This is a genomic window from Prolinoborus fasciculus (assembly GCF_056724605.1).
This window is the reverse complement of the sequence record NZ_JBWZQN010000011.1, coordinates 17,302-32,073: the sequence shown is the minus strand read 5'-3', so window position 1 is coordinate 32,073 and position 14,772 is coordinate 17,302. Positions and strand designations below refer to the sequence as shown.

The window sequence follows — 14,772 nt, the reverse complement described above, 5'->3', positions numbered from 1 at the left end:
GATTAATTAAATGCGATACAATATATAAATAACAATCAGATTAAAAGTATCAAATAAATATCTTAAACGATCAGCACAGGATGTTGCATGATGAATGATAAATCGCTGAACCTAGAAATGGTTGAAAGGACAATTCAACCAACAAATCAAAATTTTGAGCCTACACCGACAGAAACGGCCCTGCCGCTGTCTGAACAGATTGAACCGCCACTAGAAAGCAGTACCTACCAATGGTATGTGGTGGTCATTTGTATGGTGGCTTACATTCTGTCATTTGTAGACCGTCAAATTTTATCGCTCATGATTGAACCGATTAAAGCCGATTTAATGCTGAGCGACACCCAGTTCAGCCTGTTACAGGGTCTGGCCTTCTCCTTGTTTTATGCCATTATGGGCTTGCCCATTGCTGCACTGGCGGACCAAAAGTCCCGGATTAAAATCATTGCGACCGGGATTGCATTCTGGAGTCTTGCCACAGCAGCCTGCGGCCTTAGTAAAAACTTTATTCAAATGTTTATTGCACGTTTGAGTGTGGGTGCCGGTGAAGCTGCACTTTCCCCTGCCTTTTATTCAATCGTTGCCGATTTATTTCCGAAAGATAAATTAGGCCGTGCACTCGGGGTATATGCGATTGGTGCCTTTATTGGTTCGGGTTTAGCTTTCCTGATTGGCGGCTATGTGATTGGCCTGCTAAAAGATGTCAGCTTCATGGCTTTACCGCTCATTGGTGAAGTGAAAACCTGGCAACTTACCTTTATGATTGTGGGTCTACCGGGCGTATTGCTGGCCCTGCTCATGGTGCTGACGGTGCGTGAACCTGCACGTAAGGGTATGAAAGTCGGTCAAGATGGCCAAGTCATTAAAGCCTCTTTCAAAAATTCGATTGGTTTTATCAAGACACATAAAAAGACCTTCTTCTGTCATTTTATTGGCTTTTCTTTTTACACCATGATGCTGTATTCGCTGCTGGGCTGGGCACCTGCCTATTACATGCGTAATTTCGGTCTGGATGCGAGTCAAACCGGTTATATCCTCGGTACGATTATTCTAGTCGCGAATACTTCGGGTGCCTTATTCTGTGGCTGGTTGATCGACTTCTTCTCGAAACGTGGCTATAGCGATGCTGCAATTCGTACCGGTGCGATTGGCTGTGCAGCGCTGATTATTCCGAGTGTGCTGTTCACTCAGGTCGATAATATGCAGCTTTCATTTGCGCTGATTTTTGTGGCGATGTTCTTCTCCACTTTCCCGATTCCTGCATCGGCTGCTGCTACGCAAATGCTGACACCAAACCAGCTACGCGCACAGGTATCTGCCAAGTTCCTGCTGGTTTCAAACCTGATTGCCTTAGGCGTCGGAACCACCGCTGTGGCATTAATCACGGATAAATATTTCCAGAATACCTTAATGGTTGGTAACTCGATCTCGATCGTCAATGCGATTGCCGGATTGATTGGTTGCTTCCTGTTGTACAAGGGCTGTCAGTATTATCGTGAGAGTATGAAAGTCGAGAAACTGGCTGATTAAAATGGCTGGATATCGCTAAATCATTCTAAGCTTCACTTTTAAAGGCCTTTAATCCACATTAAAGGCCTTTTTATATCAGCCCAAAAAGTTCAATTTTCAGGTACTCATCATTCAATTCCGATCCAGCCTAGACAGGCTGCCTAAAAAAACGTATAACACCGTTTTAAATTTACAGGTGTGCACCGTTGAAACTTGTGCTTGCTCCCATGGAAGGCTTAACCGATCCGATTATGCGTGATGTGCTGACATCCGTAGGTAGCTTTGACTGGTGTGTGACCGAGTTTATCCGTGTCACCGATTCCCTTCTGCCCGATCATATTTATCATACTTACTGCCCGGAACTGTTGAATGATGGCAAGACGGCGGCAGGTACACCGGTACATGTCCAATTCTTAGGAAATAATCCGGAGATGCTAGCAGCGAATGCCGCCAAAGTGGCAGCCATGGGCGCACCGGCAATTGACATGAATTTTGGCTGTCCGGCCAAAACCGTGAACCGTCATCGTGGTGGTTCAGTCCTGCTCGATGAACCCGAAGTCGTGCATGAGCTGGTTAAAGCCGTGCGTGATGCAGTGCCTGCGCATATTCCGGTTTCCGCCAAAATGCGTCTGGGTTATATGGACCGTAATTTCATGCTGGAAAATGCCCATGCCATTGAAGATGCAGGAGCAGCATGGGTTACCGTTCATGCACGCACCAAAGCCGATGGCTATACTCCGCCCGCATTCTGGGACCAGCTACAACCGATTCGTGAGACACTTAAGATCAATGTGATCGCCAATGGTGAAATCTGGAACAATGCCGATGCCAAACAGTGCCGTCTGGAATCCGGTTGCGAAGATCTGATGATTGGCCGTGGTGCAGTGACTACACCCGACCTGACCCAATGTATCCGTCAAAACTCGGATGCACCTTTGATGAACTGGAATGAACTACTGCAACTGCAAATTCGTTTTATCAACGGCCCAGCCAAAACTGAGATCGGGATGGTCGGCCGTTACAAGCAATGGCTGGGCATGATGTCGAAACATTATCCTGAAGCCAAAGCATTATGGGATGAAGTAAAACGGATTAAAGTTCTGGCCGAGATTACCGAAAAACTGAAAGCTTCAAATATTTAAAACTAAAAAGCCTTTGAATGATTCAAAGGCTTTTTTTATGAGTCCGTAAAAAACTTATGACTGCTTATGCTGCTTTGAATACCGCTTCGAAATAAATCCAATCACAAAGTATGGATAGATTAATTTCCACTAGCAGAACCTCCATATTCTAAATTCTACTTTTTCATTTCTTTTAAACTTTTAGATATTAAAGTTCTTTCATGAATCATTTTTTATAATCACTACAAAGAAAATTCCCTCTTCTTGTAGGAGAGGGCTAGGGAGAGGTTTTTACCCCCTCATCCCCTTGCGAAGCAGTGCTTCTTATCCTAGAGGGAGAAGAAACTTTTAATATTCATTTAAAAATGAATAAAACGATCATTTTTTGATTTATAAAAGAGACCTATGAATGCATCCGCTCAATATTTAACAGGATTTCTTTTTTATCTAAACCACCGGCAAATCCTACCAGCTTGCCACTGCGACCAATCACCCGATGACAGGGTGCAATAATCGAAATCGGGTTTTTGCCATTGGCTGCACCCACGGCACGTACCGCCTTGATATTGCCGATTTGTTCAGCAATGTCGCGATAGCTTCGCGTCTGTCCGTAGGGAATATTCAGTAGAGCCTGCCAGACTTTTTTCTGAAAATCAGTACCGGCAAAGTCCATAGGCAGGTCAAAAACATTGCGCTGACCAGCAAAATATTCCTGAAGCTGACGTCTGGTTTCAATCAAAACCGGATGCTGCGGATCTTCAACCAAGGTCGCCAGTTTCACTCGATTCGGCTGTTCACAGTCCCAAAGCACGGCCACCAGCGCGGTTTCATTCGCGACCAGTCGTAACTGACCTACTGGAGAATCCATATACAGATAACTTAAGTTCATGATGGCGCCCTGTCCCAATCACTAGAGTTCATTTTCTATATTAACCCAGTTCACCGAGACAGGCAGATACAAATTATGAAGAGGATACTTTCATCAGCACCAGACCGGAAATGATGAGTACGGCAGCCAGCATACGCAACGCTGTAGCGGGTTCACCCAAAACCCAAATACCAATGAGAAATGAACCCACTGCACCAATCCCGGTCCAAATCGTATAAGCTGTCCCTAGCGGCAAAGTACGCATCGCATAAGCTAGCAAAGCAAAACTCAGTACCATGAAAACAATAGTAATAATACTTGGGGTGAGTCTGGTAAATCCTTCAGACAGCTTCATCGAATAGGCCCACACGATTTCAAAAATACCCGCAAGAATAAGTACGATCCAGGCCATGCAGCCCTCCTCCTTTTTATATAAGAATCAGGCCGTCCTGACGATTTTTCCTGTAAATTCCGACACGCAATTCACAAGGGAGGTCGTTCCTCCTAGGTGTAAAAATTTTATAAAACTACGTTGCAGTAATCTGGCTATTTTTACAAAACATGACTTATCGAGATACAACTTAACTTTGCCTTACTCAAATCTTCACGACATTCATGGCTACTCTGGTTATGGTAGATGTTGAAAATGCCAAGTCAGAAATAGTTCTAATAATCAGGCAATTCATCCACAACAATGACATGAGAATGGACTCAGAATATTAAGTTATACACATCAATTAAATTTAAACTTTTTCTGGAGAAACTACATAATGAAACACAAATATGCAATACATTGATCACTTTTTGCTTGGTTCCATTATTAACCTATGGTGAATAAACAACCACTAAATACAAGGGTTATAAGCGATAAAAAAGAACCCAATTTGAGTTCTTTTTATACAAATCTTGTCTAAATCGCAATCAATCAGGCTACAAACGATTACATTTTACGCAACATATCCATATGGTTATCAACATAGATATCTACACACTTATCCATAAAGTTATCCACATATTTATGCACTTATGAGTTTTTAGCGATTACAGTTGAACCTGCCCTACTCTCGCTAATTCCGCACGCATTTCATTAATCACAGCTTTATAATCTTGCTTGCCAAAAATAGCCGAACCCGCTACAAACATATCGGCACCCGCTTCGGCAATTTCACGGATATTGCTTGGCGTAACGCCACCATCGACTTCCAAACGAATATCACGACCTGAAGCATCGATCAGTTTGCGTGCCTGACGTAATTTATCTAAAGTCATTGGAATAAATTTCTGTCCACCAAAGCCCGGGTTCACGCTCATGAGCAGGATTTGATCGACTTTATCCAACATATAATCCAGGTAATGGAGTGGCGTTGCCGGGTTAAATACCAAGCCTGCTTTGGCACCACCTGATTTGATCAACTGTAAAGAACGGTCAATATGATCAGATGCTTCCGGGTGGAAAGTAATGATATCAGCACCTGCTTCAAGGAAATCTCCGATCATGCGATCCACCGGCTTAACCATCAAATGCACATCAATTGGCGCCTTGATCCCATAATTTTTCAAAGCCTTGCAAACACCCGCACCAAAAGTCAGATTCGGTACGTAATGGTTGTCCATGACATCAAAATGGACAACGTCTGCACCTGCTTCCAACACATTCTCGACTTCTTCACCTAAACGAGCAAAGTCAGCAGATAAGATAGAAGGGGCAATTAAATAAGGCTTGGACATGGGAGAACCTGGCTTGTTGAAATTGGATTTTTCCCATTATATCAAATCCGCTCCGGCTACTGTGATTCGATGTTGCAAGATTAAAACGCTGTGTAACGCTTTGAGGCTTATGCTGGCATCACCGCTTGGTTTAAAGTTTAGAATAATGATGAATAGTGTAGAAAACTGATGAAAAGTATTGCCTATATCCAGACGCAACAAGCAGCACGAATTGCCAAACGCCTGGCCAATCACTGGAAACATAAATTTAATATTGATGAAACCGAACAAAATTTCCTGATTCATTTTCCAAATGCTGAAGTGATATTGGCTCCTGAACAGGATCATCTAACCGTAACGATTCAGAGCAATGCTGATTCCACTGACCTGAATAAACTCGAAAATGTGGTTCTGGATCATCTGATCCGTATGGGACAGGAACATCTGACTGCCGACTGGCAAAGATAGGGACTAAAAAGCCTTGATGATCAAGACATAGCAATGATCAGAAACTAAATACGATGATTCGCTTGTTCATTAAAGGCATGAATACGCTGAATCCTTTTATGCAGTTCGGGATGTGATTCCAGATATTTTTTAAACTTCCCGATCAGGCGAATCCATTTCAATTCGGTTTCTGTCAGGTGACGGTCTTTTCCATCAATATTCAGGGTGAAATTTTTCATTTTTAAGGTTTGCGATTCCTCTGCCAGTATTCTGACATTTTCCACCCGCTGCAAAAAGTTAGACAAGTGAATACTGGAAATCTGCTGTTGATGCAAATGCTGCATGGCATAGTCATCGGCATCCAGTTCAATCGCCTGTGAATATCCGGCATCGGTCAGTACCACTACAGAGGTTGTGACCACATCACTTAAATCTCCAGTCACCAAGGCAAACAGTCCCGCCGCACCCAGATTAGAAATCAATTTTTGCATGCTGTGTTTTTGTACCAGATGGCCTTGTTCGTGGGCCAGTACTGCAAGGACTTCTTCATCGGTGCCGCTGATTTTCACCAGTTCATCGGTCACAATAATGGTGTTATTCGGGATGGCTGCGGCATTCATGCCCATGCTTGATCCACCTTGACGGAAAATAATTTTTGCAGGTTTTCCTACAGCAATCTTTTGTTCATACAAAGTTTTCAATCGCGTCTGTTGTTCTGCCGGGAGTGTACTTGGCTGAGTCTGGGCAATTAATTGCTGCTCTGTCCGGTTGCCTACTTCAATTAAAGTCTGCTCCGGAAGGAGCTTTGCCAGCTGTTTGGCAGTATAAGGAATCCCCCATTTTAAAATCACAATCACTGCACTAATCACGATGATCATGGAAAAGAAAATCAGGATCGGTGAACGTTCAAACTTCCAGATCGCATGATAAATATCTTTATGTTTAATGCCGAGCCAATGCGGCGCTTTGCTTAAAAATTCAATCCGACGCTCTTCAGGCAGCTCAATAATCGGTTTACGACCACCGACACCACCAATGTAGGCCATGTCCGGATAAGCAAAATAAAAATCTGCATCGCTAACTTGTGCTGGAATATCTTCATCAAGTTTCAGGGCAACCCCTTGTTGCTGATCCGGTACAATCCAAGCACGACGGGCTTCAGCGAGAATTCCATCATAAAACTTAACTTCGACAGGTCGTTTCATCACATTTACTCCTATAACGACGCATCGAAATCAAATACGTCCAGGATTTCATCAGCCAAGGCACTCGGATCAGGTTGCAAGATATGCTTCAGGTCAGTTTCATCGTCTACTACATAGAGTTCTAAGTGTTTTAACTGATATTCATATAAACGGATGACAGCCCAAGGTGTCATTAAGCCCAGACTAAGAACACGTATCATCCAGTTGCTCAGCACAATCCAGCTATAACGCCATGTCGTGACCCGTGTTTTAAAGTAACTTTGACCAAGCTCCACATGATTCCAGGTAATGATGTATAAACGTGCAGAAATAATCGGCCAGACCAGCGCCAGACAAAGCAGATAGCTAAGCAGTAAACCCAGACTAAACAAATTGGTTCCAATCCGGTCCACCCAGTACACTACTGCTGCAAGCCAGCCAATACCAACCAGCAGGCAAAGACCAAAGGGCAGATAAACGGCAGACATAAATTTGGACCAGTTAATATTCAGCTTGAATTGCAGCTGACCAATCGATAAATGATTAAAGCAATAGCGTTTATAGAGCCAGATCATCACCGGACTAAACAGCAGCAAAGTAAAGATATTGATCAGGATGGCCAGAAATAAGACCCTATAAGCCTCACGGTTGCTGCCATTAAAATAAAAACGCACATTGCCATATTTGCTATTTCGGGCCTTGAATTTCAGGGTCATCCGAATGAGCCAAGGCAAACACAGGGCAGCGACCATTAATAAAGAACTGGTGGCAAGGATTGAATAGTTGGTCAGTACAACGGTAACCAGATACAGTTCCAGTGCAAACAGACGACCCAGCAGGATCCGGCTCGGCATGGCCACAAAATCGAAGCGATGGTTTAAAAATTGGGTATTGCCGTAGAAATAACGCATACGGCGTGCCTTGACCCAAGGGCTGTACAAGGTCAATGTCACAATGGTCAGCATCAGATTCACCATCCAGATACCAAAATATTCGGATGCACTGCCATAAAATCTGAATCCATAACGCTGATATTTAGGGCAGACTGAAAGCGTGGCTTCAGTCGAAAAACTTGAAGCAGCCGGAAATAATGGCTCACTAACACGAATACCGTCTGCTGCATGACGATCCCAATTTTTTATACTTTTATACATCTGATATTAAAAGAAAAACCCCCAGAATGTAAAAACATTTTGGAGGTTTTTAATTTTTTTGGCTTTGCTACATATCTGCAGTCCTACTTTAAGGATTTAACTGCACGGCATGGAATTGCAAATGATCATCTACGAAACTTTGAATAAAGTAATAGCCATGATCATAGCCCTGATGTTCACGCAAAGTCAGCGGCTGGTTCACGGCATCACAAGCTTGCTGAAACAGGGCTGGATTGAGCTGGTTATAGAACTGGTCCGAAAAACCCTGATCAATCAGGATATCGCTAAATAATGCGCCCTTTTCTTGAACCAAAGCGGTCGCATCATGTTTCAGCCATTCCTCTTTCTCAGTACCCAGATAATTCGAGAATGCCTTGTCACCCCAAGGACACTGACTCGGTGCACAAATCGGTGCAAAGGCTGAAACAGATTTAAATTTTTCTGGATATTTATATGCCAAGGTCAATGCGCCATGACCGCCCATAGAGTGGCCGAAGATGCCGATCTTGCCGGGATGAATCACGAACTCCTCAGTGACCAGTGCATAAAGCTCATCGACAATAAAGCTTTCCATCTGATAATGTTCAGCCCATGGTGCCTGAGTGGCATTAATATAAAAACCTGCACCCTGACCGATATCCCAGTTGTCGCCTTCTGCCACGCTTTCACCACGTGGTGAGGTATCTGGTGTAATCAGAATCAAGCCAAGTTGCGCCGCCAAACGCTGTGCATGCGCCTTGATGGCAAAGGTTTCTTCGGTACAGGTCAAACCTGCCAGATAGAATAATGCCGGACAGCTGTGACCTTCTAAAGCTTGAGGCGGCAGAAAAATGCCAAATTTAGTCGGTGTTTTAAGATAGCGTGAATCAAAACGATAAATCCGCTGTTCACCTTCAAAGCTTCTATTGTTCTGTATAAGTTCCATGGCTATTCCTTATTATTACAACCGGTCTGTGGATGACATTGGTCTAGGGAGATGGTGTCGCCGTACTGGTCTGTGGAAATAAACGTTGCTCCAGTTGTGGCAACATCAATTCCATATTCTTACCGATGACCCATTGCGGTTCTGATGGCTCAAAACCTTGAGCTGATTCCCATTTTGCTACGGTATCTGTGGCCTGTGCGAAAGCGCTTTGCAAGCTGCTATTTTCACGCATTGCTTCGTCAAAGAATGCACGACCAAAATAGGTATAGTCCGCTTCATTCGAACAGCCAAAAGACTGACGGTCAGCTGCCGAAGCCGTAATCACCAAGGTATTGTCATTCTGTAAGGCAGAAGCAAAACTGCCTGAAAAACATGCCGAGATCACAATCACGCGCCAACGTATGCCTGATGCATCTAGTGTTTCACGCAACCATTTTGGATCGACCTGCGCCAGATCCAGTGGGGCATTTTCCATTTCGAACACATTCGGCAAACCGTGAGAGGTCATATATAAAAACAGCACATCACTTTCACGGTTCATCTGCTGCCCCATACGGCGCAATGCCAGCTCCATACTGGTTTTGGAAGCAATCGGCATGGTGGTACGTGTCGCTGGGTGATTAACCAAGGCAATCGATCGGCCAAAAGTACCAAAACGGGTATCAAACTGTTCTTTAATCCGCTCGACTTCAGAATGGAATACATCCTGATAGCTCGCTCCGGCCACCCCCATGAAATACCAGTGCGACTGTGCGAATTCACCGTATTCGATATTTTCCAGCGCTTTGTTCAGCAGAGTTGGCTGGGCATAGAAAGCATCTTCGGCAAAACTCGGTGGAATTTCTTCAACTTTCCAGATGGGCTGATCTTTAACTGAAATCTGCCAGACCACCAAGGTAAACAGGGTCGCCAGCATAATCAGCGCACGTTCCCACCACGGCCATTTTAATTCACGCGAGATGACCCAGACGACTGCCAGACTTTGCCAGACAAACAGCATGACAAAGAGCGTTGGAATATAGTCGTAGAGGATATAAGGCAGATAATCCAGATCACCCAGATACTGGATCAGACACTGGAACAGCATGATATGGGTATCTAATACCAGCCACAACAAGGCTGGCACCAGCATCAAGCGTGGATTATTGACCCGCTGTGACAGAAAAATACCGACAATCAGGGCAATGAAAGGCCAAAGCGCATAACTGATCAGACCTTGAGAGTTAAAATCTCCCATACGGCCTGAACTGAGCCAGCTAAACAAACTGTTGGCGCAGCCACCCAAGATCCCCCAGAACACCAGTTGCATGATGGATGGACGGACCAGTTGTAAAGAACGCCTCGACCCCAGAAATAACCACATCCCGGCAATTTGGTTGCTCTTAAAATCGTGCCAAAAATTAATGGAGGGTTTAAAGTCGATCATAGGATTTCAAGGAGATGAGTGGCTCGCTAATGTGCTGAATAAGTTTATGCTTGATAAGCATTTAATCAATGCTAATTTTAAATATATAACAAATCTTTGCTTAATAAAGAAGCCATTATCCTATTCAGCGACAAGTTCATGCTGAAAATACGCATCAAAGCGACAAGCATCGCCTTGCCATTGATGATTTGGCTCTTTTCCGGCTAAAAATACCGCCAGACGCGGACGTTTGACCACAACACGTTTGCCAATTTTCTGCGCCAGTTCTAAAAGGTTATCGCCCAGATCCATTTCACCATCTTCAGGTAATAACATATGCAACAGCTGCATCTGTTTTTTGACCTGTGCCTGCTTTTTGACTGCCTGCTGATTTTGATCCCGCTGTGGGAACATTGGATCAAGATAAACCACATCAACAATCTGCTGCTGCTCGGCCTGCTGTTTTAAATAATCGGCTGAATCAGAAAAGACCAAATTAATCCGCGACACGACCTGACTCAGGAATGCATCCGACTGGGCACGTGTATGGCTATCTTCAAGCAAGGTGAACAGAATCGGATGCCGTTCAACCAGGGTGACTTGCGCACCTAAATGTGCCATCAACAGACTGTCATGCCCTAGACCCGCAGTCGCATCGACTAAGCTTGGTTTTTCACTTAAATTACAGGCGCGTGCAATCATTTCTGACTTTAAAGATGCACGTTTTAAACGCCCGGTTTCCGCTTGCCAGTCCGGTTGCATCTTCATGCCGTTGGCACATAACCAGAGTCCGTCAGCATCGACACAGAGTGCCAGTTCAGGATTTAAACGGAAAAAACGTGCATTGAGTTTTTCAACAGTTTCAATCTCGACCTGCACCCCACGAGAAGAAAGCACAGCCTCAAAGTGCTGTGCTTTCTCTTGATAGTCAGATTCGGTATATAAGCGAATCGCGCTTACCATAGTTTCCAACCCGTATAGGCAAATAATAAAATTAGCAGACCCGAAGCAATACGATACCAGGCAAAGATCATAAAGTCGCGTTTGGCCACATAAGCGACCAGCGCTCGGATTAATATCAATGCCGAGATAAAGGAAACCAGAAGCCCAACTCCGATCACGGTCCAGTCTTCAGTCGTATTTAAGACATCATAGCTTTGATAAAGATCCAGCAGGCCAGCACCGATAATGACCGGAATACCCAAGAAAAATGAGAATTCAGTCGCTGCCTTACGGGACACACCTAGGAACATTGCACCGATAATGGTTGCGCCTGAACGGGAAGTTCCCGGTATCAAGGATAAAACCTGAATCAGGCCAATCCAGATCGCATCTCTAATGCTGAGTTCTTCAACTTCATGCACACGGACTTGTGGTGGATTCTTTTCAATCCAGATAATGATCAAACCACCGACGATCAAACCAATGGCGATGGCAATATCATTAAACAGTAATTGTTTGACAGTTTGTCCCAAAGTCAGACCAATCAATATAATCGGAATAGAAGCCAGAATCAGGCCAATGCCTAAACGGCGACCTTGCGGTTCACCGCTGACAATCCCAGTCGCTGCACCCCAAAGACGTGCCCAATATTCATAAATAACGGCAGCAATTGCCCCCATCTGGATCGCGATGACAAATACATCACTCTTTTCCTTGGTCCAGAAATTCATTAATTCTGATGCCAAAATCAAATGGCCGGTACTGGAAATAGGCAAAAACTCGGTAATGCCTTCGATAATACCCATGATGGCCGCTTTGAGTAGCAGTAAAAGATCCATGCTTTATCCTAATTAATTATGCTTTACCTTGTTCTGGAATTTTTTTCCACGCGTTATCGCGTAAATATACGGGTAATGCCAATTCTGCACTGACCCAGTTTTCTGCTTGTGCCGCTGCACGTGCAATGCTGGCGATATCCTGTGCGGTCGCATGCACATCTTTATAAATTGAAGTTTCGCTTTGTACCAGTTCAGCACCTGAGCCAACCGGGGTAAAGCGCACAGCTTGGCTACCTTCTGCATAACTTAACAGTTGCTCATCATCGACCGGTTGCATAATTCCTTGGGCATCCAGTTGATAGCTCGCGATATAGACTTCACTCATACGGGCATCCAATACTGCAGACACTTCAGTCAGACCGTGCAGACGATAAGCCGCCTGTGCCAAAGCCTGCAAAGTCGACACCGGAATCACCGGCACATCATTGGACCAAGCCAAGGCCTGAGTCACAGCAGCATTAATACGCACACCGCTAAAAGAACCTGGACCACGACTAAAGGCAATCGCGGTCAAATCAGCAATGGCCAGCCCAAGATCTTGCAGACCTTGTTCAATCATCGGGAGAATCGTTTGCGTTTGTGCCTTGGCGCGCGCATCAAGCTGAAAAAATAGTTCTTGAGTATCATCGATTACAGAAACGGAACACTGCTCATTGGCAGTCTCCAATGCCAGCACTTTCATGCACAACCTTAATTCAGAGAATATAAAAAACGCGGATATGATACTCCACTCATATCCGCTACGCGAGATTTTCCCGAAACAGATACAAAAATGCCTAGAAAATCTAGGCTTATGATTCACTCATTAAAAAAGTGCCTTAGAGTTGCACTTCTTCCAAATCCTGAAATTTCTGAAAATGCTCAGCATAATGCATGGCGCTCATTGTTAATTTTTGAACACTGTCATCATCCAGCGTTTTTACCACTTTACCGGGTGAGCCCATCACCACGGAATTGTCTGGAATCACCTTGCCTTCCGGAATCAAGGCATTGGCACCAATAATACAATTCTTGCCAATCACGGCATGGTTCAAAATGACGGCCTGAATTCCGATCAGGCTATTATCGCCAATGGTACAACCATGCAGCATAGCCTGGTGCCCAATTGTCACATAATTGCCAATATTCATCTCGATGCCGGCATCCGTATGTAGTACGGCATTTTCCTGCACATTACTAAAGTCACCCAATTTAATTTTACTGTTATCTGCACGTACTACGGCACCGAACCAGATACTGACTTGTCGTCCAAGCTCAACTTGTCCAATCACTGTTGCCGTCGGTGCTATCCAGCCATCCCAGGGCTGATGTGTAGCGGTAGGTAAGTATCCCTGAAATTTGTACAACATTGATAAAATCCTGTTCAATGGTTAAAAAAATTTGGAGCGTTTAAACGTTGGAGAATTAAGCAAGAATGGCCAGTCTTTTTTATAATCCAGCCCATATTGAAATAAAGAAATCAGCATACGTGCGGTCAAGCCCCAAACCACTTCATTTTCTACCCGCATACTCGGAAAATATAAAGCTTGCTGGGCAAAGCGAACTTCATAAGGCGTAGGCGTCACTTCAAGCAAATGCTGCAATGAGGCAAAGAAAATCCGGTCGATTTCCGTCGGTTGTGGAATCAGCTTCACTTGCGGAGGAATCAGTCCCACAATCGGTTTGACCAGCATGCCATTGCGGGCTTTTTGCATGGGTAAATCACCCATTAAATGCACATCAAAAGGATTGAGTGCCGTTTCCTCATAGGCTTCCCTTAAAGCCACCACAATATTACTGGTATCTTGCGGATCGCGCTTGCCACCCGGAAATGAGACTTCTCCAGCATGATTATTCAAATAAGCTGAACGGCGCGTCAGCAATACTTTCGGATCAGCTTCATCTGTAATTGCAATCAACACGGCAGCATGAGCAGATCGGATACGCTTGGAAAAACGTAAGCGTTGCTGCAACCTTTGTGTCAATTCACATGCATCCATTCTTTCAACCCTGACGATGATCATAATTTCATCATAGCTGATTTTAGTCGGGGCGGGAGAGAAATGATGCCAAATTTTGCTTTTTCAGTTATCCTGAGCATACTTTTATCATTGATGATGAATATGAACTTCTGTGTGAATTGTGGACATAAAACCACTGCTAAAATTCCTTTGGGCGATCAGCAAATTCGCAGCGTATGTGATTCATGCGGCTCTATTCATTACATTAATCCGAAAGTAATTTGTGGTGCTTTAGTCTTATTCGAAAACAAAGTGCTGTTGTGCCGTCGTGCTATTGAACCACGCTACGGCTTATGGACTTTACCTGCTGGCTATATGGAACTGTTTGAAACCATGGAGCAAGGGGCTGCACGGGAAACCCGCGAAGAAGCCGAAGCTGAAGTAGACATTGAACAGCTTTACTGTATGTATAATATTCCGCGTATTGGTCAGATTTATGTGCTATTTAAAGCCAATCTGATTGATGGAAAATTTGGTGCGGGTGAAGAGACCATCGAAACACGTTTATTTGATGAAGCAGATATTCCCTGGACTGAACTTGCCTTCCCGAGTGTAGAACATACCCTCAGACATTATTTTGAAGACCGTAAAAATAATATTTTTCCAATGCATCTGGAAACCTTAGGCACGCGTCTAGACCACACGGGTTAAACCTAACATGCATAAAAAAAATC

General features: G+C 44.2%; 16 protein-coding genes. 4 read left to right on the top strand and 12 right to left on the bottom strand.

The features are described 5' to 3' along the window. Positions 1-87 precede the first annotated feature (87 nt). Entirely contained in the window at positions 88-1,527 is a 1,440-nt protein-coding gene (locus AC1P5O_RS04200) for a spinster family MFS transporter (RefSeq protein ID WP_262466528.1), read from the top strand. Positions 1,528-1,721: 194 nt separating this feature from the next. Continuing rightward, positions 1,722-2,648, top strand: coding sequence for a tRNA-dihydrouridine synthase (locus tag AC1P5O_RS04195; RefSeq protein ID WP_499005741.1), 927 nt, complete (start codon positions 1,722-1,724; stop codon positions 2,646-2,648). A 382-nt stretch (positions 2,649-3,030) separates the two neighbouring features. Here AC1P5O_RS04195 and AC1P5O_RS04190 read toward each other — a convergent pair whose 3' ends face one another. From AC1P5O_RS04190 to rpe, 3 genes are all read right to left on the bottom strand, one after another. Then, a complete protein-coding gene (locus tag AC1P5O_RS04190) occupies positions 3,031-3,516 on the bottom strand; it encodes a methylated-DNA--[protein]-cysteine S-methyltransferase (RefSeq protein ID WP_262466529.1) in 486 nt (161 codons plus the stop codon). A 73-nt stretch (positions 3,517-3,589) separates the two neighbouring features. After that, positions 3,590-3,907, bottom strand: coding sequence for a DMT family transporter (locus tag AC1P5O_RS04185; protein WP_004279177.1), 318 nt, complete (start codon positions 3,905-3,907; stop codon positions 3,590-3,592). A 629-nt stretch (positions 3,908-4,536) separates the two neighbouring features. After that, positions 4,537-5,223: a ribulose-phosphate 3-epimerase gene (rpe, locus tag AC1P5O_RS04180; protein WP_262466530.1), complete on the bottom strand. Its 687-nt coding sequence runs from the start codon at positions 5,221-5,223 to the stop codon at positions 4,537-4,539. A gap of 168 nt (positions 5,224-5,391) precedes the next feature. Between rpe and AC1P5O_RS04175 the strand changes: the two genes are divergently transcribed. Beyond that, positions 5,392-5,670, top strand: coding sequence for a DUF2218 domain-containing protein (locus AC1P5O_RS04175; protein ID WP_262466531.1), 279 nt, complete (start codon positions 5,392-5,394; stop codon positions 5,668-5,670). A 44-nt stretch (positions 5,671-5,714) separates the two neighbouring features. Here the strand turns inward: AC1P5O_RS04175 and AC1P5O_RS04170 are convergent, their stop codons facing one another. The 9 genes from AC1P5O_RS04170 to AC1P5O_RS04130 form a co-directional block, all read right to left on the bottom strand. Next, complete coding sequence (locus tag AC1P5O_RS04170; RefSeq protein WP_262466532.1) at positions 5,715-6,854, bottom strand: M48 family metallopeptidase; 1,140 nt, start codon at positions 6,852-6,854, stop codon at positions 5,715-5,717. Positions 6,855-6,865: 11 nt separating this feature from the next. Then, positions 6,866-7,987, bottom strand: coding sequence for a YjgN family protein (locus tag AC1P5O_RS04165; RefSeq protein ID WP_262466533.1), 1,122 nt, complete (start codon positions 7,985-7,987; stop codon positions 6,866-6,868). A gap of 88 nt (positions 7,988-8,075) precedes the next feature. Beyond that, positions 8,076-8,912, bottom strand: a complete 837-nt coding sequence (fghA, locus tag AC1P5O_RS04160; protein ID WP_253175618.1) for an S-formylglutathione hydrolase — start codon at positions 8,910-8,912, stop codon at positions 8,076-8,078. A 43-nt stretch (positions 8,913-8,955) separates the two neighbouring features. Next, positions 8,956-10,338 carry a C13 family peptidase gene (locus AC1P5O_RS04155; RefSeq protein WP_071851394.1) on the bottom strand — a complete coding sequence of 461 codons (1,383 nt, stop codon included), beginning with the start codon at positions 10,336-10,338 and terminating at the stop codon, positions 8,956-8,958. 120 nt (positions 10,339-10,458) lie between these two features. Further along, on the bottom strand, positions 10,459-11,280 hold the full coding sequence (locus tag AC1P5O_RS04150) for a class I SAM-dependent methyltransferase (protein WP_168730691.1): 822 nt from the start codon (positions 11,278-11,280) through the stop codon (positions 10,459-10,461). Continuing rightward, the gene (locus AC1P5O_RS04145; protein ID WP_004279167.1) at positions 11,274-12,098 is read right to left on the bottom strand and encodes an undecaprenyl-diphosphate phosphatase; all 825 of its coding nucleotides are present in this window, start codon (positions 12,096-12,098) and stop codon (positions 11,274-11,276) included. The genes AC1P5O_RS04150 and AC1P5O_RS04145 overlap by 7 nt, the downstream gene beginning before the upstream one ends. 16 nt (positions 12,099-12,114) lie before the next feature. After that, complete coding sequence (gene tsaB / locus AC1P5O_RS04140; RefSeq protein WP_004646042.1) at positions 12,115-12,780, bottom strand: tRNA (adenosine(37)-N6)-threonylcarbamoyltransferase complex dimerization subunit type 1 TsaB; 666 nt, start codon at positions 12,778-12,780, stop codon at positions 12,115-12,117. A gap of 136 nt (positions 12,781-12,916) precedes the next feature. Continuing rightward, a complete protein-coding gene (locus tag AC1P5O_RS04135) occupies positions 12,917-13,447 on the bottom strand; it encodes a gamma carbonic anhydrase family protein (protein WP_005262595.1) in 531 nt (176 codons plus the stop codon). 21 nt (positions 13,448-13,468) lie between these two features. Next, a complete protein-coding gene (locus AC1P5O_RS04130) occupies positions 13,469-14,077 on the bottom strand; it encodes an NUDIX hydrolase (RefSeq protein ID WP_262457622.1) in 609 nt (202 codons plus the stop codon). Between the two features lie 66 nt (positions 14,078-14,143). On the opposite strand from AC1P5O_RS04130, the gene AC1P5O_RS04125 reads away from it, so the two are divergent. After that, complete coding sequence (locus AC1P5O_RS04125) at positions 14,144-14,749, top strand: NUDIX hydrolase (protein WP_004646037.1); 606 nt, start codon at positions 14,144-14,146, stop codon at positions 14,747-14,749. Positions 14,750-14,772 lie beyond the last annotated feature (23 nt).